We start from the raw sequence: 21627 nt of genomic DNA on the forward strand, positions 1-21627 counted from the left end.
TATTATTCCTATTAAAATAAGTAGTATAGAATAGAGAGGGGGAAAAGAAACTTGGTTTCTTATCTCGTGTACTTTGCGATAATTCTTTTATTGCCTTTGTATGCACAAATGAAAGTTAAAAGAACATATAAAAAGTATTCAAAAGTTCGTTCTACTTCTGGAATGACAGGTGCTCAAGTCGCAAGAACAATATTAGATGCAAATGGTTTATCGGATGTTCAAGTTGTTGAGAGCAGAGGGTTTTTAAGTGATCACTACAATCCAATGACAAAAATAGTGGCATTGTCCTCTCACAATTTTCATGAAGCTTCTGTTGCAGGATCTGCGATTGCAGCACATGAGGTTGGTCATGCTATTCAACACAAAGAATCATATTCGTTTTTAAGTTTACGTCACAAACTAGTTCCAGTTGCTAATATTTCTTCTAATGCTTCATGGATATTCATCATGATAGGAATGCTTGCTAGCTTCTCTAATTTACTCTTAATAGGGATTGTGCTGTTAGCTGCTGGAGTTGTATTCCAAATCGTTACGCTACCTGTGGAATTTAACGCTTCTAGTCGAGCGATGGACCAAATGGTGTCTCACGGTATTATTCGCAATGAAGAAGAACCTCATGCGAAAAAAGTGTTAAGTGCAGCCGCATTAACCTATGTTGCCGCTGCAGCAGTAGCTGTTTTAGAGTTATTACGCTTAGTGTTAGTCTATACTGGAATGACTCGGAACGATTAAGAAAAGTTCAAAGGATGAAGGGTGATGACAATAGTCATAGCTCTTCATTTTTTATTGACTGTTTTCTGAATAGGATTGTTTAGTTATCCCAACAATATGGTATATGTTGAAGGAATTTTTCTTGATCGCAATGAAACACAGCGACTTCATCGGGAACAGCGAAAAAGTCTAGACTTCACAGAGAGCTTACAAAGGAAGAAGGCTAAATTTCTCGATAATATATGTCGTTTATATAAATAACAATATAAAAAGGATCGCCCAAGTAAATAACTTGAACAATCCATATTTAATTGCATCTATGCAAGCTATTCAATCGGTTTTTTCTCATCATCTAGTGTAAAGCCTTCACCCATCACATCGTGAACTTCGGTTATTGAAACAAAAGCGTGCGGATCGATAGAAGTTATAACATTTTTTAACGATGTAATTTGGTTTTTAGCAACTACACAATAAAGAACATCTCTATCATTTTTTGTGAAATGACCACGGCCGTTAAAAATTGTGACTCCACGAGATAATTTATCTGTAATTAGATCTGCAATTTCACTTTGCTTGTCGGATATGATAAATGCACCTCTAGCAGAATAAGCACCTTCTTGTACAAAATCGATGACCCTTGCTCCAACATATACCGCTACTAGAGTATACATCATAGAACGCTCATTTAAGAAAGTTGCCCATGATAATAAAATTACAAATGCATCGAAGATAAACATAGTTTTACCCATGCTCCAACCCTTGTATTTAAATACAAGACGGGCAATAATGTCAACCCCTCCGGTTGTACCTCCATATTTGAAAATAATTCCTAAACCTAAACCTACGAAAACCCCTGCAAATAGCGAAACTAGAAAAAGATCATCCTCTAAACCTAGTTGAAATTCATAAATATCAAATACTTTTAAAAATACGGATACTGAAATGGTACCGATTAATGTATAGGCAAACATTTTCCTACCGAGCAGCTTCCACCCTATAATGAACATAGGTATATTTAATAAAAGGTTCATCAAGGCTACATCCCAGTTGAATGCAAAATATAAAACGAGGGTAATACCAGAAAATCCACCTTCTCCAAGCTCATTTTGCATATTAAAATGAACAAAGCCAAAACTATAAATGGCTGCTCCAAAAATAATCATCATAATATTTTTAAATTTAAGTCCAAGTCCCATTGTTCCACCTCGCTTATTAGTTCATACTTAAGTTATTATCGATTATTTTGATGTTTTTGACAACTAGTGGATAAATTTATTACGATATAAAAGGAGAGATAATATTATGACAGAGAAAAAAAGTTTATTTGAACTACAACAAAAAGTAGATACATACATAAATCAATATAGAGAAGGTTATTTTCCACCTCTGGAGCTATTAGCAAGACTCACAGAAGAATTGGGAGAGCTTTCTAGAGAGATTCAACATAAGTATGGTACAAAGAAGAAAAAAGATACAGAAGTAGAAAAAGAGATAGCCGATGAAATGGGAGATTTCTTTTTTGTACTATTGTGTCTGGCAAACGCGGAAGGGATAGATCTGCAGCAGTCACTAGAGCAAGTTTTAAACAAATATAATACAAGAGACAAAGATAGATGGACGGTCAAGGAGGACTAATAATGGTTATTAAAGTAGCAGTAGCAGGCCCAAGAGGTAAAATGGGTAAAGAAGCTGTAGCAACAGTACTTAAAAATAAGGATTTTTTGTTAGTAGCGGTTTTGGATTCTAAGAAAGATATGGAGTGCCTTGGGGATAACATTCCCATCTTCACTTCATTAAATTTATTAATTGAACAAACAGAACCTGATGTACTAGTTGATTTGACGGTACCTTCAGCAGTTTTTGAACATGCGATGACTGCTCTTGAGTATGGTGTAAGACCAGTTATTGGTACAACAGGCTTTACTGATTTACAATTAGATACATTACGGAACAAAGTAGAAGATAGACAGGTAGGATGTATAATAGCTCCTAATTTTTCTATTGGTGCAGTTCTTATGATGAAGTTTGCACAAACAGCAGCAAAATATTTACCAAATGTAGAGATTATCGAGATGCATCACGATCAAAAGGTAGATGCACCATCAGGAACAGCTATTAAGACAGCTCAAATGATTCAGCAAACACGTACGTCGATGGAACAAGGTAATCCTATGGAGGAGGAGACTATTCAAGGGGCAAGAGGAGCAAATATGGATGGGATGCATATACATAGTGTCCGTTTACCTGGTTTAGTTGCACATCAACAGGTACTGCTTGGAGGAGAAGGACAATTGCTTACACTGCGTCATGATTCGTTTGACCGAGCATCCTTTATGTCTGGAATTGTATTGTCCATCGAGGAAGTCATGAAACGAAATGTACTGATTTATGGTTTAGAAGATATTATTTTATAGGAGGTAAAAAATGAGAATAGCATTAGTAGCGCATGATCAGAAAAAAGAAGATTTAATACAGTTCGTAACTGCCTTCAAAGCAATATTAGAGGAGCACGACTTATTTGCTACTGGAACAACCGGAACTAGAATCATCGATGAAGTTGGCTTAAATGTATTTAGATATAAATCAGGACCACTAGGTGGTGACCAACAAATAGGATCAGCAATTGCAAATAACGAAATGGATATGGTCATATTTTTCCGAGATCCACTTACTGCTCAACCTCACGAGCCAGATGTAACTGCACTCATTCGACTTTGTGATGTATATCAGATTCCGCTTGCAACTAATATGGGAACAGCAGAAATTCTGCTAAAAGGTATTGAAGAAGGTTTTTTAGATTGGCGTTTATTGGAAGAGAGACGTTCACGTTAAGGAAGTGATTAAATGCGTAAATTGAAAATAGGTATTACTTGCTATCCAACAGTTGGTGGATCAGGGGTAATAGCGACAGAATTAGGAAAGATGCTTTCAGCAAAAGGGCATGAAATACATTTCATCACATCAGGAATCCCTTTCCGATTAAATAAAATATATCCAACCATAACATTTCACCAAGTAGAAGTGAATAGTTACTCGGTTTTTCAATATGCACCATATGACATTGCACTAGCCAATAAAATGGCAGAAGTGATTGTAGACCAGCAATTAGATGTGTTACATGTCCATTATGCTATTCCTCATGCAGTTTGTGCTATTCTGGCTAAAGATATGGCAAATTCAGATATAGGCATTGTTACAACGTTACATGGAACAGATATAACAGTATTAGGCTATGATTCATCACTTAAAGGTGCAATTAAATATGGAATAGAAAAATCGAACGTAGTTACTGCGGTATCTAATTCCCTTGCCTTAGAAACAATGGACTTAATAGCACCGAATAGAGATATTGAGACGATATATAATTTTATTGATGAACGAGAATACACTAAAAAAGATCCAGGTAATCTAAAAGAATTATTAGGCATAAAACCGCATGAAAAAGTAGTTATTCATGTTTCTAACTTTAGAAAAGTGAAGCATGTACCTGATATAGTGGAAAGCTTTAAACTTATTCACCAGCACGTTCCTACTAAACTGCTATTGGTAGGGGATGGTCCTGAAAAACATCCAATTATGGAGTCAATTAAAGGCACCTCAATCGAAAATGATGTGTTGTTTTTAGGAAAACAGGAAAGTCTATCAGAGCTATATGCAATTGCGGATCTTATGCTATTACTTTCTGAAAAAGAGTCATTTGGTTTAGTTCTACTTGAAGCTATGGCCTGTGGAGTACCTTGTATTGGAACGAATGTTGGTGGAATTCCTGAGGTTATTACAAATGGAGAAAATGGATATATCGTTGAATTAGGGGATTGTGAGAAGGTAGCAGAATATGGTGTGAAAATTTTACAAAACCCGACTTTACATAAACAAATAGTAGATCGATCGCTTGCGATTATTCAGGATCGATTTAGTTCAAAAAGTATTGTGGAGCAATATGAAGCGATGTATGAAAGAGTGGCGAAAAAATAGCGTTATGAAAAATCGGTGGCCAGCAGCGTATAAAGTAATTGATGAACTGGAACAAGCAGGTTTTGAGGCATTTGTAGTGGGAGGGGCTGTCCGAGACTTTATACGTAACGCTCCTGTAAATGATGTGGATATTACCACAAATGCAACGCCAGACGAAGTCAAAAAAATATTTACCCATACGATTGATGTTGGTATTGAACATGGTACTGTATTAGTTGTATCAGACGAGCCTATCGAAGTAACTACGTATCGGTCAGAATCTACATACTCAGACTTTCGAAGACCAGATGGGGTTATGTTTGTCCGTACTTTAAAAGAGGATCTGCAGAGAAGAGACTTTACTATAAATGCGATGGCTTTAACAAAAGAAGACGGACTGGTCGATTATTTTGGAGGAAGACAAGCCATAGAGGATGGAATAATTCAAGCTGTTGGAAATCCTCAGTTAAGATTTTCAGAGGATGCCCTACGAATGTTAAGAGCGGTTCGATTCTCTGCACAGTTAAATTTCTCCCTTGAGTCACATACTTTTGAAGCAATTCAGTCGTTGCATGAACTTATAAAGCATATTTCCATTGAACGAGTGAAAGTTGAACTAGAGAAAGTATGGCTAAGTGATTTTCCATTCAAAGGGATGCAACTTTTTGTAGATAGTGGTCTATCAAGTATGTTCCCTGGAGACTGGGTAAGGATTCTAGAAAGTTGGGAAGACTTCTCTAGTTTTAATGTTAAAGCAAATGGATGGGCATTCCTTGCTCTCCTGCAGTCAAAAGAGAATACTAATCAACTATTAAGCTATTATAAATGCTCAAATGATGAAAAAAGACATGTGAAAAATGTGTTTCAAGCAGTTCAGAGTTTAGTAAAAGGTGCTTGGACAACCGATGAATTATTCCATTTTAATGAGGAAGTTTTAACGGTTTCCTACCATTATGGAAAATCCATTCTTTCTAATGAAATAACTCATCCACTTGAGGAATTTTTACTACGAAAGCGAACTATTCCAATCGCCTCCAAAAAAGAGATTGTTGTCAATGGAAATGATATTATGCAATGGGCAAACAAAAAAAGAGGTCCATGGATAAAAGAAGCATTAGATAGATTAACTGGCATGATAGTAAATAGCCAAATAAAGAATGACAGACAAGAAATAAAGGAATGGTTTTCTCATGAATATCTCCATTAAAGAAAAAATTCTATCTCAGCTGATAAATGCAAAAGGGGAACCTGTCTCTGGTCAGAAGCTCGCAGATGAATTGCATATTTCGCGCACGATGATCTGGAAGCATCTGAAAAGTATCGAAGAGGATGGCTATGTAATTGAAGCCATCAAAAAGAAAGGATATGTGTTACAGTCTATTCCTGATTTAGTTACTCCAGAGCAAATCATACCTAATCTGATTACGAAGCAATTAGGCAGAAATATGGATTATTATACAACTTGCGAATCCACACAAATTATTGCGGCTGATAAAGCACGCCTTGGGGCCCCTCATGGAACTGTTATAATTTCAGAGGAACAAACTGCGGGAAGAGGAAGACTAGAACGAAGCTGGAACTCTACCGCAAACAAAGGTATATGGATGAGTGTCATTATTCGACCAGCAATTAGTCCGCAATATGCTGCTCAATTCACACTTGTTTCTGCTGTAGCTATTACGCAAGCTATACAAGAGGTGACAAATCTTACTCCTGAGATTAAATGGCCTAATGATATTCTTATAAACGGAAAAAAAGTGACGGGTATTCTGACCGAGTTACAGGCTGATATGGATATAGTCCATTCAATTATTATAGGAATTGGTGTCAATGTAAATCAAGAACTGAGCGCATTTGACGAATCCATTCAAACGATTGCTACATCATTGAAAATGGAAAACGGTGAAGAAGTCGATCGTTCATTATTAGTAGCTAAAATACTTTTCTATCTTGAAAAGTATGGGGATTTGTATGTAGAAAAAGGCTTTCAACCCATTAAAATTCTTTGGGAAAGTCATAATTGTACGATTGGTAAACGTATACGTGCAACTACGTTGAGAGAAACCCTTGAAGGTGTTGCTTTAGGTATAACGAATGATGGTATTTTAGAACTTAAACTAGATAGTGGTGAAATTCGTGGTGTCTATTCTGCAGACATTCATTTATTAGGAAAAAATTAATTTGGACGGATTTCAATTTTTTTGTTATTCTGTATGTGTTGGGCAGTATCTTTTTGAACTGCACCATATGAAGTAGTTTGTTTAACTAAATAGTCTGCCTTGATCTACATGACAGGGACGGAGAAAACCTATGAACATAAATTTTCTGCCCTTCTGTCCAAATTGGAATAGAAGGGTTTTTATATGGTTTTCTCTTCACTAACAAATGGAGGGATAATAGTATGAAAACGACGAGTAACTTTATTAGTATGAAAAAAAACAATGAGAAAATTACGATGATGACAGCATATGATTTTCCAACTGCAAAATTTGCGGAAGAAGCAGAGATGGATATGATACTTGTTGGAGATTCGCTAGGAATGGTAGTGCTTGGCTATGATTCTACTGTATTAGTTACGATGGATGATATGATCCATCATGGAAAAGCGGTTAGACGCGGTGCCAAGAATACTTTTCTTGTGGTAGATATGCCTTTTGGGACGTTTCACGGTTCCTTAGATCAAGCGCTTACGAATGCCGTCCAACTAATGCAACAAACAGGTGCACAGGCAGTGAAACTAGAAGGCGCAGATGATGTACTGCCAGTCATCGAAAAATTGACGTTTGCTGGTATTCCTGTTGTCGCTCATCTTGGTTTATTGCCTCAATCTGCAGGCGTACTGGGTGGATATAAAGTACAGGGTAAAACTGCAGCAGCAGCAGAAAAGCTAATAGAGGATGCGAAATTATGTGAGCAAGCTGGGGCTTGTGCGGTCGTTTTAGAATGTATTCCACACCAGCTGACAGAAACAATTTCTAAGTCTCTTACAATTCCAACTATTGGTATTGGAGCAGGTGCACAAGCTGACGGTCAAGTGTTAGTTTTCCATGATATGGTGAAATACGGAACACATCATATTCCGAAATTTGTGAAGGAATTTGCAAATGTCGGTGAACCAATTTTAGAAGGAATCAAGCAATATGTAGGTGAAGTGAAGAATGGAACTTTCCCTACTGTAGAGCATTCTTTCACGATGAAGGAAGAACAACTTTCCGCATTATATGGAGGCAATCATGCAAACAATACAAACGATAAATGAGCTAAAGCAAATTATAGCGTTAAATAATGCAAAAACGATTGGTTTTGTCCCAACTATGGGTTATTTACACGAAGGACACCAGGCATTATTAAACAAAGCGAGAAAAGATAATGACATAGTTGTGGCAAGTATTTTCGTAAATCCTGCTCAATTTGGTCCAAATGAAGACTTAGACAGATACCCTAGAGATATTGAAAGAGATACACAACTAGCGACAGATGCAGGAGTGGATGTATTATTCATTCCTAGTGCTAATGAAATGTATCCTTTTGAAAGTGATATCAATATAATTGTAGGAGATCTTTCGACAAAGTTATGTGGAGAAAGCAGACCAGGCCATTTTGATGGAGTGCTTAAGGTAATTACTAAATTGTTTCATCTAATTCAACCTACTAAGGCGTATTTTGGACAAAAGGATGCACAGCAACTAGCGATTATTGAGACATTTGTTGATGCGTATAACTTCCCAGTACAAATAGTTCGAGTTCCGACAGTAAGGGAACCAGACGGACTTGCTAAAAGCTCTCGAAATGTATTTCTAAGTGAAACAGAGCGTGGAGAGGCAGTTCATTTGTATCAAGCATTGCAGTTAGCTACAGTAACATGGGAAACGACAGATGATTTAACAGCAGCAATTGCTAAAGGAAGAGAGCATATTGAAAGTAATACGTCTGGTAAAATTGATTATTTAGAGGCATTATCCTATCCAGATTTGAAGCCAGTTACTGGTGAAACAAAGGAAGTCTTATTTGCGACAGCAGTATTTTTCGAGAAAGCTCGGTTAATAGATAATATTTTAACTTGATTGAATAAAATCTATAATTTCTTTTTCTATAAAATTTATTCTTTTTTAAAAAGTCAGTCTTGTTGATTGGAGCGGAAGGCGGCGACCCCAGCCGGAATAATGCGAGCTGAATTCCCCACAGGAACGTAGTGACGAGGAGATTTAAGCTGTGCCCGCGGAAAGCGTCCGCCTGGAGCAGAAATCAACATTGATGGGACTTCACTAAATAACAGTTTTTTTGAAATTAATTTGATTATACTTGAAGAAGGATGTGTAACAAATGTTACGTATGATGTTAAATGGTAAAATTCACCGTGCAGTAGTGACAGAAGCGGATTTAAATTATGTAGGAAGTATTACAATCGACCAAAATATATTAGATGCTGTGGGTATGCTACCAAACGAAAAAGTGCATATCGTTAACAATAATAACGGTGCCCGCTTTGAAACATATATAATCTCCGGTGAACGTGGAAGTGGAGTGATTTGTGTAAATGGAGCAGCAGCACGCTTAGTCCAACGTGGAGATGTAGTAATCATTTTATCGTATGCTTATGTGATGAATGAAGAAGCACAATCCCATAAACCAACAGTTGCGATTATGAACCAAGATAATTCAATCGATCAAATCATCCATTACGAACCCGAAGCTACAGTTATGTAACGGGGAAAAAATACGCCTACCTTTGAAGATAGCAAAAGCTGTCTTTATGGGTAGGCTTTTTATATATTTGTGAGTTTCTTATATAAATCAGAATTTCGTTAGCTTGGTACCTTCTAGTAACTGGGTGAGTCTAGTATAGAGATAATCGATAAACAGAAAAAGGGGTAATGTCTTTTTTGTAGAACTCATAGTACTAATAAGAAGTTTAATCTCAAGAAGGAGAGATAACAGAAGGGGGAGTTAGTTGTGATGAGGAAAGCATTTGCAATGTTTGTTATGCTACTGTTGATCCCTGGGTGTGGTCAAGAAAGCCTTAACAAACAGCATGAACTATATCTATCCAACAAAGGGTGGGAAATAAAAGAGCTTTTAGAAGTTGATACATATCAATTAGAGATTCCTGATGAAATGCTAAGTAATTTTGAAGCTAGTGGTATTACCTTTTTAGGACAATATATTGGAGTAGAAGTGACGGAATATTTTTATAAGCTTAAGGAGAAAGAAGTGGAAGGTAAACCTCTAGAAGTAATATTATTCGAAGTGGATGGTGATATTATTGGTGGATATGGGATTCTTCCGAATTGGGAACCTGGTACATTTAACTTGGATGATAAAGAGCGTTTGAGAAAAGAACAAAAGATTAAAAAGTAGTGCTTCCGTTAGCTTGAAAAAAGTTATTAATATATAAACAGATAATGTTCTCAGCTCTGTGGTTAATATCCGACAAATCTACGACAGGATTTGAAATCCCAAGCAGAGACCACCATCTCATTTTTTATGCGAATCTGTAATAGTACTTGTAAGATAGTATTTGACCACTAAAGGAAACGCCAGTTCTTGGTGTTATGTTCTCAATAGACAAAACACCTCAATTGTTAGAAAGTGTCTAACAATTGAGGTGCAGCTTTGATGTTGAATTTTATCATTTTACGTTTATATCTCTTCTTGGAAATAAATTTTATAAAACTTTCGATTTGTTGCCTCATCGTAGCCTACTTCTATTAGCTCCTCGACTTGGTCAATATCACGAACGTTAACTTGAATTTCGATATTGGAATCTAACTTGATTTTACGTTTATACGTTTTTTCTACTTTTGCTATAGCACTTTCGGAAATGACCGTTTCGTATGGTTTTACCGAATTGACGATAATGTCTTTTTGGGTTGGATCTGTTTTTTCAAAGACTGTATCAATATAGTTATCTACTTGAAATTCATCTTCATTTCTAAAATAATCGAGTGTTTTGTTTAAAAAACCCAATTTCTCGGTATTCGTGTAACCTTCTTCTTTAATAATATAGTTTTTACATTCTGTTAACGCTAAATTAGTTTTATGATAATGTTCATCGGCTACTTTAATCTTTAAAAAACGCTCTTGCCAATAAACAACATCTTCTTTCTTTTTCGTTTTCATAAATACCGCAGGAGCTACGTCCGGCCCCATATCTATGATTATTGCCATATTATTGATTTTCTTTACATTAATACCGTCGATTCCATTGACAACCATTTTGTTTTGCTCATTTTTCACGTCAAGAAACATTTCTTTTTCATCTATTTTTACAATGGCTAGCACCTTTTTTACTTCTGTGTGCCATAAGCAATTATCGAATAATCCTATAAACAATTCTCCATTTTTAATATTAGGATGTTGGGATACACTTTTTAAATGTGTCGCTATATGCTTGGATTGTTCCAGAAAGCTGCTCTCCTGGTCAAAAATTGAATTTACATAATTATATACTTCATTTAATCCTATATCGGATTCGTGAAAAAACTCGTATTGCTGCTCCAAATCAATTTTGTTAAACGCTAATTGTGTAAAGGCAGCTTCTAGCATAACTTCTGGTTGGGAGAATGCTTCATCTCCGAATACAAGCGTATCGCCTACATAATGTACGACATACTTTGCTAATTTACTTTCACTTACTTCTAACATGGTCTTCACCTTCTAATCTTTAGTTGTAGATAATTTACCATATCATACTCTGCACAATATTATCATGTGTTTTATTATAAAATAAGAAATAAACTACTATGTAGATGAGGAAAAAGACACATACTATTCCATGACAGAAGGTACATTTGGGCGGAAGCTTGAATGCTTTATTCGAGAATGAAGAGGATTCATCTTTCTTGAATGCTGATAACAACACTTCATTGGTTAACGTTATTGAATCTTACGAAGAAAATGATTCTTCATCATTTGCTCTAGGAACAGACTCTGCATCAGATTTTAGTTTAGGTTCTCAAGACGGTGAAAATGAAGTCCATGCAAAAGTTATGACGCAGTTGTCTGCATGGATTGAAGCAGAAAACACAGAGGACACTTCACATTTTTGGATCGAGGTAGAAACTGAGTCAATATTTGGGCATGAATCAGAAGAGGAAAACTCTATCTCTTCCATGCTAAATGGAACAGTTGGTCTTTGGGGAAAATCTAGACAGAATGAAGATAGCGAGCATTATTCTAGTAAATTAGGATTGGACCTTGACCTTGGATTAACCGCATTATCAGAATCAGTTAACGAATAAAAAAGCTAAGAAAAGGCTGAAACTCTATTGGTTTCAGCTTTTTTTTATTTTTAAATGGAAGTAACCATATAATAATAACGAAACAGTTCAACAACAAATTTCGCAGGTGGGGTTCTCGTTGAGTATAAATTAGTATTTTCTTCTACAACTCCTCGAAAAAACGTAAAATTCATTCATTTCTGTTAATAGCGATTGTTTTCGAAAATTTTATATGATATGTTATCACCATCACTTATTAAAGGTCTTTAATAAGTATACTTTATAGGAGGTGACGTTTGTGAATCCTACTCAAAAGTCATTGAGGAAGGTAATTCTTTCTAGAATTCGGAAATCCCTTTTAGAATTAGGAAGTGCAACAAAAGTTGAGCTTAGCGATAAATTAGAAATTAGTTTTCCAACCATTAGTAAGTTCCTAGTAGAGATGGAGAAGGATGGGGAAATTACTTCAGTCGGTTTAGATGAATCTAGTGGTGGGAGAAGAGCAAAAAGATATACGTACAATCCCGAGCATATGCTTGGCCTTACAATTTTCTTAGAGAGGACAGAGACGAATTTTGCAATTTTTAATTGTGTAGGGGAAGTAAAGGATCAAGGAAAAGTTCCAAGTGTATTAGTGGAGGATGGGTTGCATTTATTAACTACATGCATTGAAAAATTAATAACAGGCTTTCCAAAAATCAGTTCTATCGCAATCGGAGTTCCTGGTTCCGTTGATAATGGAAGGATTTTTCATATACCTGGTTATGAGCAGTTTCAAAATTTTGATATAAAAGGATTCTATGAGAATCAGTTTTCTATACCTGTGGTAGTTGAGAACGATATGAACGCTGCTGTTCTTGGATATCACCATTATAGAGAAATTAAGGAGAATCCATCTCTAGTATATTTGTATTCCGGACAAAATGGTCCTGGTGCAGGATTTATGATCAATGGTGATGTGGTGCGAGGTAGTACATTTTTCGCGGGAGAGGTTTCATTTGTCCCTCAGTATAATGATCGGAATTTCCGAAATGCTTTGGAAAATGGAACTGGATCTAAAGAGTTAGTGTTTTCACAAGATTATCAGATTGATCCAATTAGCAGATTAGTAGCCACATTTACAGCTATCATTAACCCTCATACCATCATTTTTTGCAATGATGAAGTGGAAGAAGCACAAGTGGAGAAAATTGCCATAGCAAGCTCTAAATATATTCCTTCAGAGCATCTGCCAGAGCTTACAATAAGTGATTGGAAACAAGATTATTTATATGGATTACAAAGTCTAGGGCTTGGTCTTATGTTGAATGAAACAACAAAGTAAAACAATCGGAAAGTAGGCGAGGTAGAAATATGGCAACATTCCTTTTAATGATCATTTATTTGGCTTTTATCAGCTTGGGTTTACCAGATTCCTTATTGGGGGCATCGTGGCCAGTGATGCAACCGGACTTAGGGGCTCCACTCGAGACTGCCGGGTTCCTTTTTATGACGATTGCAGGCGGTACAATTATCTCCAGTCTGATTAGTGGAAGGGTACTTAAACGGTACGGGACTGGAAAAGTTACATTTGTCAGTGTATTAATGACTGCTTTTGCTTTGCTTGGATTTCATTTTGCTCCATCTATTGTTTGGTTAATAGTATGTGCTGTCCCATTGGGATTAGGAGCAGGGGCTGTTGATGCAGGATTAAACGATTATGTTGCTATAAATTATAAGGCACGTCATATGAGTTGGTTACATTGTTTTTGGGGAGTCGGAGCTACTCTAGGTCCAATCATTATGGCTCAGTTAATATCAGAGGATAATTCTTGGAGAAATGGATATTTTGTTATTTCAGGTATTCAGTTTGCATTAGTTATCATCCTTCTCTTCACTTTGCCTTTATGGAAAAAAGTGAAAACAAAGAGCGATATTACTTTACAGAAAGAGAATGAAGATATAAAAGGTGTAATCAATGAAGAAGATACTAAAATAAAACCTTTACAAACTAAAGGAGTTAAACTGGCTCTGGCTTCCTTCTTTTTTTATTGTGGAGTTGAAGCGACAGTCGGTCTTTGGGGAAGCAGTTTCTTGGTAAATGTTAAAGGATTAAGTGTAGTAACTGCTGCCGGTTGGATTTCCTTTTATTATGCAGGAATAACAATTGGTAGATTTATAACAGGATTTATAACCTTTAAAACTACTAACCGTACGCTTATACGGTGGGGGCAAATAATAGCATTGACAGGTGCCGTTATACTAGTTTTACCATTGCCGTCTGCTTTCTCACTTGTTGGGTTTATAATTGTTGGACTAGGATTAGCACCGATATTCCCATGTATGTTGCATGAAACGCCAGCACGTTTTGGGAAAAAAAATTCTCAGACAATTATGGGCTATCAAATGGCGTTTGCATACACCGGCACAACATTTATGCCACCTCTCCTTGGTTTCATTGCATCTCATTCAACAATAGGTATCTTCCCAATTACTATTGTTATTTTTGTTACTGCAATGCTATTAAGCTCTGAAAAGCTAAATATATTATTGGCGAACAAGGATGTATTCAAGAGGAATGATACAAGCTCAACAGCACTTTAATGATGTAGGGATTGTATATTTAGCGAAATCTAAAAATGAAGTAGAGAGAAATAAAAGTACATTTTATTGACAAAACTCACCCATTTGAATCGGACAAAATTTTGGGAGTAAGTAAATAATTGTGTTTTATGTGGCTGGTTTTAATAAAAGTTATTATGTGGTGCTATTCTTCAAGAAGAATGGCTTTTTCTTATTGTAGTAAAGTAAGGAGGCTGGTTAGGAAGGAAGACTGAAAAGAGGGGAGAAACAAATAGGGCGAGGTGTGGGAAATTAATGCCGAGATTGTTTTTATACTTATCAATTTCATAATAAATTATCTGATATTCGAAAAAAGAGAACAGGTGAAACCTAAATAATCCATGTTGAAAACCCGAGTTACTTATTGAGAGTTATCACTAAATTTCTAGCAATCTTTTTTCGATGGTTTCATAAGTGCCTACAAGGATCCTAAAAAAATATTTAGAAGTAATAAATCATAATGCAATCATGTTTTTAATTGAGTAAGTAAACCCCTCATTGACATAAGTAAATTTTACAGTTCATATTTAAATCTAACAGTTAAAAATAAGACGATAGAAGTCCTTATAAAAGTAAAAGTTTCGTCACTGGAAAGTGAATGTGGTACAATTTTTTTAGAACAACAGGACTGTGAGTTGAGGAATGATGGAAAATCATAAATATGCAGTTGTCGATATTGAAACAACAGGCCACTCATCGACGAATGGTGACCGTATTATTCAGCTTGCAATTGTATTTATTGAAAATAACAATATAGTAAACACATATACGACTTTTATTAACCCAGAAAAGCCTATTCCATTATTTATCCAGGATTTGACTAAAATAGCGAATAGTGATGTTCAAAATGCACCATTATTTGAGGACATAGGGGCAGAAGTATTAGAAATGCTGCACGATCATATTTTTGTTGCCCACAATATACACTTTGACCTACCATTTCTCCAAAAGGAATTGAAACGAGTAGGACTTTCAAAATTAGTATGTAAAACAATGGATACAGTAGAATTCACAAAAATAATGTTTCCGAACCTGTATAGCTATAAGCTTCAGGATATTTCCAATGAGTTAGAAATCGATTTAGAGTCTGCACATAGAGCGGATGATGATGCTTTAGCAACTGCTCATTTATTGTTAAAATGTATAGATAGATTAATGAAGCTACCAGTTAAAACTATTGAGTTATTACATAAGCGATCCTTTCAATTAAAATCTAATTTATCCATCCTATTTTTTGACGCACTCGTAAGTAAAAGAAAAGCGTTATCACCAGACAATTTTCTAATTTACCGTGGGATTCCGGTAAAAGAAGTATTGAAGGAGATACAGGAAGAAACCGAATTACTTTCATTTCCCAAAACAAAGGAAATGAAAATAGAATTATTTAGTAAGAGTTTCTCTAGCTTTGAAGAACGGCAGGGGCAATTTGAATTGATGGATCAAATTCAAGCAGCTCTAACAAACGAATCTGAAATAGTTTGCGAAGCAGAAACGGGAATTGGAAAAACATTAGGCTACTTATTACCAGCTGTTATCTATGCATTTAAAATGAAAAGACCAGTTATTATTAGTACATATACAACTCATCTGATAGACCAATTGGTGACAGAGGAAATTCCAAAGATAAACGCAATTTTAGAAACGAATATTAAGGTTGCAACGCTAAAAGGGATGCATCATTATATAGATCTTTATAGCTTTTGGCAGCATGTCCAACTAGAGGATGAGTCGTACGATGAAACGTTTACGATTATGCAAATATTAGTATGGCTGACTTTAACGGAAGATGGAGATCTAACAGAGTTAAATGCCTCTGGTGGAGGGCAACTGTTTGTCGATAAAATCAGGCGAGGAAGTTTGTCAAACATTAAAGAGGTTGGAGAACATGATTTTTATGAAAGAGCTCTCCGCAAAAGTGCAAATTGTCATATATTAGTAACCAACCATGCGATGGTAATGACCGATCAAGAAAGAGAGAAACCATTATTAACTTCTGGTTGTGCAATGATTGTCGATGAAGCTCACCAATTGATTCACGCTAGTATGTCTCGTGGTGAGCGTATTTTCTCTTATACTAACTGGAAATATGTGTTAGGGCAGTTTGGAACACTTGATACTGAGCAGTTGTTGCATAAATTGGAACTTCTTCATGTTCCTTTGTCAGTACAAATTCGATTAGAAAAGCAATATGTAGAAACAATAGAAAAATTTGATAAAGCTGTATCGTATGTCATTGATGCATTCCTTCAGAAAAGTAAAAGAAACGGGAAGAGCACTAAGAAGATGATAGCATTAGAAGACCTTGATTTAGATCAATCTATTTTCCGTTCAGTTGCTAATTCTATACAGGTTTTTATCTTCTCGACTAAGTCTATGATCACTTCGTACAGTAAGCATGTGGAAGAGGAAAAAATACAATCTTTCATCAATGAATGGCAATATTGGATAAGAGAATTAGATATTAAAGTAAGTGAATGGGATGAGATTTTCCTACAGAATAGAGGAACAGAGGCGAGATGGCTAGAAATCGATACAAGAAGTATTCCCGGTAGCCTAACTGTTATTAAGCGCCCACTAAATTATAAAGAGGATATTAAAAATGCATTAATGACCCACCGAGAAGTGGGAGCGGTTATTTGGACATCTGGTACATTAACCGTACCATCCAATAGGCACTTTATCACTTCCCAGCTTGGGTTAAGTTCTGAAATACCTATTTATCAATATAAAGCAGCTAGCGATTATTACAATGGAGCAGAGTTGCTAATCGTGGAAAATATGCCTGATATTAAACAGGTGTCACAGAGTGATTATATTGAAGCAGTTGCAGAAGCCGTAGTACAAACGGTTCTAGTTTCGGAAGGCAGATGCTTTGTTTTATTTACATCCCAGGATATGCTTCGAAAAACAGTGGAATTAATACAAGATACTCATTTATTGGAAGACTATATGCTCTTTGCGCAAGGAATGACTTCCGGAAGTAGGATGAGATTATTAAAATCATTCCAACGTTTCTCCAAATCCGTACTATTTGGAACGAATAGTTTTTGGGAGGGAGTTGATGTACCTGGTGATGCACTATCGGTGATCATTATGGTTCGTTTACCATTCTCCTCTCCAGATGATCCTCTATTCAAAAAAAGAGCGGATTTAATAACGAAAAATGGTCAGAACCCATTTTCTGCCTATTCATTACCAGAAGCAGTGTTGCGTTTTAGACAAGGATTCGGGCGCTTAATCCGATCATCGTCAGATAAGGGTGTTTTCATCGTCTTAGACAGAAGAATAGAGACGAAGTCATATGGGAGAGACTTCTTACAGGCAATTCCTAATATTCCTGTTAAGAAAGTATCGTTAGAAAATATGGTCTTAGAGCTAGAAAATTGGTATACTAATGAAGGATGATTTTAGAAAGCAGGTAGGAATATGGAAAACAAAATTGAAACGCTATCGACTGTTGTAGTCGACTACCAATCTGACTTATATAAAATAGTTGATGTATTAAATCGTACGCTTAAAGAGAAAGATTTAATGTTTGGGCTATCATTAGATAAGCAGGATGAAAATAAAGCTATTTTCACCATTTATAGGACGTAATAGATGGCACTTAAAAGATGGTTATTATTTATTGTAATTTTTGCATTTAGTTTAACAATAATTATAAGCTTATTAATTTACTTTCAAGCAAAAAGTCCATTTTCGGATGCAACGGATGCAGCAGAATCGTATGCTTTGGAAAATAACTTGTTAGCTCAGGTAGATAAGACCTATGTATATAACAATACATCCACTTTTCATACGGTGATTGGTACGACAGCTAAAGGGCAAGAAAAAGCATATTTTTTACCAGACAAGCAGTCGGATGAAAAGATTATGGAAGTCAGCATGGACGAAGGTATATCGGAGCAGCAAGCTGTGGACATAGCGATGAAGGATGTAAAAGAAGGTAAGCTGTTACATGCTAAACTCGGTGTAGAAAAAATAGGGCCAGTTTGGGAAATTACTTATGTGAATGCGGATGACAAACTCAATTATGTATATTTGTTATTCGATAATGGTGAATGGTGGAAACGAATTTCGAACCTATAGTCAAAACTTTTGGAGGGTATAATGAAAAAAATCATGATTAAAGATATGGCCAACCATGTTGGAGAAACAGTAAAAATGGGTGCTTGGCTTGCCAATAAACGTTCAAGTGGTAAAATTGCATTTTTACAATTACGTGATGGATCAGGCTTTGTGCAAGGTGTTGTAGTAAAAGAAGAGGTTGGAGAAGAAATTTTTCAAACTGCAAAAGGGTTAACACAAGAAACTTCTATGTATGTAATTGGTGAAGTGATTAAAGATGAACGTTCTTCTTTCGGGTATGAGCTTCAGGTAAAAGAAATTGAAGTAATTCATGCAGCGGTCGATTTCCCTATTACTCCTAAGGAGCATGGTACGGAATTTCTCATGGACAACCGTCATTTATGGTTACGTTCTAGAAAGCAGCATGCAATTATGAAAATTCGTAATGAAATTATTCGTGCTACATATGAGTTTTTTAATGAAAATGGCTTTGTTAAAATGGATCCGCCTATTTTAACGGGTTCATCCCCCGAAGGAACTTCTGAACTGTTCCATACTAAATACTTTGACGAGGATGCATATCTTTCTCAATCAGGTCAATTATATATGGAAGCAGCGGCTATGGCACTAGGGAAGGTATTTTCTTTCGGACCAACATTCCGAGCAGAGAAATCTAAAACACGTCGTCACTTAATCGAATTCTGGATGATTGAACCAGAGATGGCATTTGTAGAATTTGAGGAAAACTTGGAAGTGCAGGAACAATATGTTGAATTTATCGCACAGTCAGTATTGAAAAATTGTACATTAGAGTTAGAACGTCTTGGTCGTGATACATCGAAGTTAGAGAATATTAAAGCGCCATTCCCTCGTATCTCATACGATGATGCTATTAAGTTTTTACATGAAAAAGGCTTCGATGACATTGTTTGGGGAGACGATTTTGGTTCACCACATGAGACTGCCATCGCAGAAAGCTATGATAAACCGGTATTCATTACCCACTATCCGGTAGGCATTAAGCCATTTTACATGCAACCACATCCAGAGCGTGATGATGTAGTTTTATGTGCTGATTTAATAGCTCCAGAAGGTTATGGAGAAGTAATTGGCGGTTCTGAACGTATTCATGATTATGATCTTTTGAAACAACGCTTAGCGGAGCATAAACTTGATGAATCGGCGTATGCTTGGTATTTAGAGCTACGTAAACAAGGTTCTGTACCTCATTCTGGTTTTGGACTAGGGCTAGAGCGTACGGTCGCATGGTTTAGTGGAGCAGAGCATGTTCGTGAGTCTATTCCGTTCCCACGTTTATTAAATCGTTTGTATCCATAATAAGTAAATAGAAATTATATAGAGAGAAAGGAGTACGAGTATGCAAAAGCGAGATCGACTCCGTATCTGGACTGAGCAGGGGAATGTAACTATTTCCCAGCTTTTTTTTAGTCATTATAAAGCGATTAATATAAGAGATGAAGAGGCTATTCTATTATTACATTTATTCGCTTTTGGAGAAGCAGGAAATCATTTTCCTACCCCACAAAACTTAGTAGAACGTACTTATTTTAGTGAAAATAAAGTAGTAACTATTTTGCAACGTCTTATGCAAAAAGGGTTAATACAAATAGAGCAGCATTTAGATCAAGATGGTATACACTATGAATATTACGCATTCCATCAATTATGGGAGCTATTAGTAGATGTTATTGAGCATCAACAAAATGATGAAAAAGATCTTCGTAGCAAAGAGGAAGAAGGGGATATATATAAATTATTCGAGCAGGAATTTGGTCGATTACTATCCCCAATGGAATATGAGACTATAGGTATGTGGTTCGATCAAGACAAGCATTCTGTAGCACTCATCCGCTTGGCTTTAAAGGAAGCAGTACTTTCACAAAAGCTTAGTCTCCGGTATATAGATCGAATATTATTTGAATGGAAAAAGAAAAATATCAAAACTGTGGAAGCTGCTGAAAATCAATCAGCACAATTTAGACAGCATGTTCCAGTGCAAAAAACAACGGAACAACCATCTTCCAGCTTGAAAGTTCCGTTTTACAATTGGTTAGAAGAAAGAGAGTAGGTGTAAATTTTGCTTACAAAAGCACAGTGGCTATACTGTTTGGATGAGATGGAGGAAATGTTCCCAGATGCACATTGTGAGTTGGTGCATGATAACCCTTTCGAATTGTTAGTCGCTACTTTGTTATCCGCACAATGTACAGATGTGTTAGTCAATAAAGTAACAAAGAACTTATTTCAAAAATATAAAAAACCAGAGGATTATTTAGCAGTATCCATTGAGGAATTGCAGTCAGATATTCGTTCTATTGGTTTGTTTCGTAATAAGTCTAAAAATATTCAAGCGCTTAGTAAACAGCTTGTAGAGTTATATGGTGGGGAAGTGCCGCCTGATCGTGATTTGCTTACTACCTTTCCTGGAGTAGGTCGTAAAACTGCTAATGTAGTTGTTTCGGTCGCATTTGATATTCCAGCGATTGCAGTAGACACGCATGTTGAAAGAGTATCAAAACGTTTAGGACTTTGCAGGTGGAAAGACTCAGTTCTACAAGTTGAAGAAACATTAATGAAAAAGACACCAATAGAATTATGGTCTAAAACGCATCACCAATTAATATTTTTTGGTCGCTATCATTGTAAAGCGCAAAATCCAAATTGCCCTGAATGCCCTCTACTCTCGGTTTGCAGGGAAGGGAAGAAGAGGATGAATAAAATTGTCCCACAGTAATCAGCGGAATTTCGATGAATGGGAAATAATTCGTGAAGAACTACTAGGGTTAATAAGATCAAACAACATGAAAAAGTTTGGGCTGATGCGAAAGGGTGTTTATCTACTAGTGTCTATTCATGATGAAATACCAGAAGCAGCCCCATTAAACTATACAGACCGCTTAAAATTTATCGAGTCCAATATAGAAAGACATGTCGCATTTATTCAACTCGATGAGCTTTTTAAGGAATCAAAGAAAAAAATAGCGCGCATACGTGCACAAAACAAAAACGGATGAATCCTAGGATTCATCCGCTTTTAACGTTATAGATAAAC

The 21627-nt window shown here is 36.1% G+C and carries 23 protein-coding genes; 21 read left to right on the plus strand and 2 right to left on the minus strand.

What is annotated here, in order from left to right; translation table 11 throughout:
- The first annotated feature begins 51 nt into the window (after positions 1-51).
- Complete coding sequence (locus tag KD050_RS19480; RefSeq protein ID WP_211893949.1) at positions 52-732, plus strand: zinc metallopeptidase; 681 nt, start codon at positions 52-54, stop codon at positions 730-732.
- 305 nt (positions 733-1037) lie between these two features.
- On the opposite strand, the gene KD050_RS19485 is transcribed toward KD050_RS19480, so the two are convergent.
- Positions 1038-1907: a YitT family protein gene (locus tag KD050_RS19485; protein WP_211893950.1), complete on the minus strand. Its 870-nt coding sequence runs from the start codon at positions 1905-1907 to the stop codon at positions 1038-1040.
- Positions 1908-2013: 106 nt separating this feature from the next.
- On the opposite strand from KD050_RS19485, the gene KD050_RS19490 reads away from it, so the two are divergent.
- The 10 genes from KD050_RS19490 (at position 2014) to KD050_RS19535 (ending at position 10023) form a co-directional block, all read left to right on the plus strand.
- Positions 2014-2346, plus strand: coding sequence for a nucleotide pyrophosphohydrolase (locus KD050_RS19490; protein ID WP_211893951.1), 333 nt, complete (start codon positions 2014-2016; stop codon positions 2344-2346).
- A 2-nt stretch (positions 2347-2348) separates the two neighbouring features.
- Positions 2349-3125 carry a 4-hydroxy-tetrahydrodipicolinate reductase gene (dapB, locus tag KD050_RS19495; protein WP_211893952.1) on the plus strand — a complete coding sequence of 259 codons (777 nt, stop codon included), beginning with the start codon at positions 2349-2351 and terminating at the stop codon, positions 3123-3125.
- 10 nt (positions 3126-3135) lie between these two features.
- Positions 3136-3543: a methylglyoxal synthase gene (gene mgsA / locus KD050_RS19500; RefSeq protein ID WP_211893953.1), complete on the plus strand. Its 408-nt coding sequence runs from the start codon at positions 3136-3138 to the stop codon at positions 3541-3543.
- Positions 3544-3555: 12 nt separating this feature from the next.
- Positions 3556-4686 (plus strand): N-acetyl-alpha-D-glucosaminyl L-malate synthase BshA, encoded by a 1131-nt coding sequence (bshA, locus tag KD050_RS19505; RefSeq protein ID WP_211893954.1) that lies wholly within the window; start codon positions 3556-3558, stop codon positions 4684-4686.
- Positions 4664-5872, plus strand: coding sequence for a CCA tRNA nucleotidyltransferase (locus tag KD050_RS19510; RefSeq protein WP_211893955.1), 1209 nt, complete (start codon positions 4664-4666; stop codon positions 5870-5872). Before bshA ends, KD050_RS19510 begins: the two co-directional genes overlap by 23 nt.
- The gene (locus tag KD050_RS19515) at positions 5856-6845 is read left to right on the plus strand and encodes a biotin--[acetyl-CoA-carboxylase] ligase (protein ID WP_211893956.1); all 990 of its coding nucleotides are present in this window, start codon (positions 5856-5858) and stop codon (positions 6843-6845) included. Before KD050_RS19510 ends, KD050_RS19515 begins: the two co-directional genes overlap by 17 nt.
- A 221-nt stretch (positions 6846-7066) precedes the next feature.
- Positions 7067-7924 carry a 3-methyl-2-oxobutanoate hydroxymethyltransferase gene (gene panB / locus KD050_RS19520; protein WP_211893957.1) on the plus strand — a complete coding sequence of 286 codons (858 nt, stop codon included), beginning with the start codon at positions 7067-7069 and terminating at the stop codon, positions 7922-7924.
- The gene (gene panC, locus KD050_RS19525) at positions 7899-8729 is read left to right on the plus strand and encodes a pantoate--beta-alanine ligase (protein WP_211893958.1); all 831 of its coding nucleotides are present in this window, start codon (positions 7899-7901) and stop codon (positions 8727-8729) included. The genes panB and panC overlap by 26 nt, the downstream gene beginning before the upstream one ends.
- A gap of 259 nt (positions 8730-8988) precedes the next feature.
- On the plus strand, positions 8989-9372 hold the full coding sequence (gene panD, locus KD050_RS19530) for an aspartate 1-decarboxylase (RefSeq protein WP_211893959.1): 384 nt from the start codon (positions 8989-8991) through the stop codon (positions 9370-9372).
- Between the two features lie 249 nt (positions 9373-9621).
- On the plus strand, positions 9622-10023 hold the full coding sequence (locus KD050_RS19535) for a DUF4830 domain-containing protein (RefSeq protein ID WP_211893960.1): 402 nt from the start codon (positions 9622-9624) through the stop codon (positions 10021-10023).
- Between the two features lie 282 nt (positions 10024-10305).
- Here KD050_RS19535 and KD050_RS19540 read toward each other — a convergent pair whose 3' ends face one another.
- Positions 10306-11310, minus strand: coding sequence for a nucleoid-associated protein (locus KD050_RS19540; protein ID WP_211893961.1), 1005 nt, complete (start codon positions 11308-11310; stop codon positions 10306-10308).
- A gap of 158 nt (positions 11311-11468) precedes the next feature.
- Here KD050_RS19540 and KD050_RS19545 point away from each other — a divergent pair, with 158 nt between their 5' ends.
- The 10 genes from KD050_RS19545 (at position 11469) to KD050_RS19590 (ending at position 21589) form a co-directional block, all read left to right on the plus strand.
- The gene (locus tag KD050_RS19545) at positions 11469-11906 is read left to right on the plus strand and encodes a hypothetical protein (protein WP_211893962.1); all 438 of its coding nucleotides are present in this window, start codon (positions 11469-11471) and stop codon (positions 11904-11906) included.
- A 277-nt stretch (positions 11907-12183) separates the two neighbouring features.
- Positions 12184-13209 (plus strand): ROK family transcriptional regulator, encoded by a 1026-nt coding sequence (locus KD050_RS19550; RefSeq protein ID WP_370627146.1) that lies wholly within the window; start codon positions 12184-12186, stop codon positions 13207-13209.
- A 29-nt stretch (positions 13210-13238) separates the two neighbouring features.
- A complete protein-coding gene (locus KD050_RS19555; RefSeq protein WP_211893964.1) occupies positions 13239-14468 on the plus strand; it encodes an MFS transporter in 1230 nt (409 codons plus the stop codon).
- 663 nt (positions 14469-15131) lie between these two features.
- Positions 15132-17891 (plus strand): ATP-dependent DNA helicase DinG, encoded by a 2760-nt coding sequence (gene dinG / locus KD050_RS19560; RefSeq protein ID WP_370627147.1) that lies wholly within the window; start codon positions 15132-15134, stop codon positions 17889-17891.
- Between the two features lie 21 nt (positions 17892-17912).
- On the plus strand, positions 17913-18083 hold the full coding sequence (locus KD050_RS19565) for a YpmA family protein (RefSeq protein ID WP_211893966.1): 171 nt from the start codon (positions 17913-17915) through the stop codon (positions 18081-18083).
- 3 nt (positions 18084-18086) lie between these two features.
- On the plus strand, positions 18087-18575 hold the full coding sequence (locus KD050_RS19570) for a cell wall elongation regulator TseB-like domain-containing protein (protein ID WP_211893967.1): 489 nt from the start codon (positions 18087-18089) through the stop codon (positions 18573-18575).
- A gap of 21 nt (positions 18576-18596) precedes the next feature.
- Positions 18597-19892 (plus strand): asparagine--tRNA ligase, encoded by a 1296-nt coding sequence (gene asnS / locus KD050_RS19575; RefSeq protein WP_211893968.1) that lies wholly within the window; start codon positions 18597-18599, stop codon positions 19890-19892.
- A 40-nt stretch (positions 19893-19932) separates the two neighbouring features.
- Entirely contained in the window at positions 19933-20643 is a 711-nt protein-coding gene (locus KD050_RS19580) for a DnaD domain-containing protein (RefSeq protein WP_211893969.1), read from the plus strand.
- Between the two features lie 9 nt (positions 20644-20652).
- Positions 20653-21309, plus strand: a complete 657-nt coding sequence (gene nth, locus KD050_RS19585; RefSeq protein WP_211893970.1) for an endonuclease III — start codon at positions 20653-20655, stop codon at positions 21307-21309.
- Positions 21296-21589: a YpoC family protein gene (locus KD050_RS19590; protein ID WP_211893971.1), complete on the plus strand. Its 294-nt coding sequence runs from the start codon at positions 21296-21298 to the stop codon at positions 21587-21589. The genes nth and KD050_RS19590 overlap by 14 nt, the downstream gene beginning before the upstream one ends.
- Positions 21590-21627 lie beyond the last annotated feature (38 nt).

Origin of the sequence: Psychrobacillus sp. INOP01 (genome assembly GCF_018140925.1) — a bacterium.
Taxonomy (GTDB): domain Bacteria; phylum Bacillota; class Bacilli; order Bacillales_A; family Planococcaceae; genus Psychrobacillus.

What these genes read in the sequence shown, in the direction of transcription:
- KD050_RS19485 (WP_211893950.1), bottom strand. Translation starts at nt 1,907, where the DNA reads ATGGGACTTGGACTTAAATTTAAAAATATTATGATGATTATTTTTGGA.
- KD050_RS19490 (WP_211893951.1), top strand. Translation starts at nt 2,014, where the DNA reads ATGACAGAGAAAAAAAGTTTATTTGAACTACAACAAAAAGTAGATACA.
- dapB (WP_211893952.1), top strand. Translation starts at nt 2,349, where the DNA reads ATGGTTATTAAAGTAGCAGTAGCAGGCCCAAGAGGTAAAATGGGTAAA.
- mgsA (WP_211893953.1), top strand. Translation starts at nt 3,136, where the DNA reads ATGAGAATAGCATTAGTAGCGCATGATCAGAAAAAAGAAGATTTAATA.
- bshA (WP_211893954.1), top strand. Translation starts at nt 3,556, where the DNA reads ATGCGTAAATTGAAAATAGGTATTACTTGCTATCCAACAGTTGGTGGA.
- KD050_RS19510 (WP_211893955.1), top strand. Translation starts at nt 4,664, where the DNA reads ATGAAAGAGTGGCGAAAAAATAGCGTTATGAAAAATCGGTGGCCAGCA.
- KD050_RS19515 (WP_211893956.1), top strand. Translation starts at nt 5,856, where the DNA reads ATGAATATCTCCATTAAAGAAAAAATTCTATCTCAGCTGATAAATGCA.
- panB (WP_211893957.1), top strand. Translation starts at nt 7,067, where the DNA reads ATGAAAACGACGAGTAACTTTATTAGTATGAAAAAAAACAATGAGAAA.
- panC (WP_211893958.1), top strand. Translation starts at nt 7,899, where the DNA reads ATGCAAACAATACAAACGATAAATGAGCTAAAGCAAATTATAGCGTTA.
- panD (WP_211893959.1), top strand. Translation starts at nt 8,989, where the DNA reads ATGTTACGTATGATGTTAAATGGTAAAATTCACCGTGCAGTAGTGACA.
- KD050_RS19535 (WP_211893960.1), top strand. Translation starts at nt 9,622, where the DNA reads ATGAGGAAAGCATTTGCAATGTTTGTTATGCTACTGTTGATCCCTGGG.
- KD050_RS19540 (WP_211893961.1), bottom strand. Translation starts at nt 11,310, where the DNA reads ATGTTAGAAGTAAGTGAAAGTAAATTAGCAAAGTATGTCGTACATTAT.
- KD050_RS19555 (WP_211893964.1), top strand. Translation starts at nt 13,239, where the DNA reads ATGGCAACATTCCTTTTAATGATCATTTATTTGGCTTTTATCAGCTTG.
- dinG (WP_370627147.1), top strand. Translation starts at nt 15,132, where the DNA reads ATGGAAAATCATAAATATGCAGTTGTCGATATTGAAACAACAGGCCAC.
- KD050_RS19565 (WP_211893966.1), top strand. Translation starts at nt 17,913, where the DNA reads ATGGAAAACAAAATTGAAACGCTATCGACTGTTGTAGTCGACTACCAA.
- KD050_RS19570 (WP_211893967.1), top strand. Translation starts at nt 18,087, where the DNA reads ATGGCACTTAAAAGATGGTTATTATTTATTGTAATTTTTGCATTTAGT.
- asnS (WP_211893968.1), top strand. Translation starts at nt 18,597, where the DNA reads ATGAAAAAAATCATGATTAAAGATATGGCCAACCATGTTGGAGAAACA.
- KD050_RS19580 (WP_211893969.1), top strand. Translation starts at nt 19,933, where the DNA reads ATGCAAAAGCGAGATCGACTCCGTATCTGGACTGAGCAGGGGAATGTA.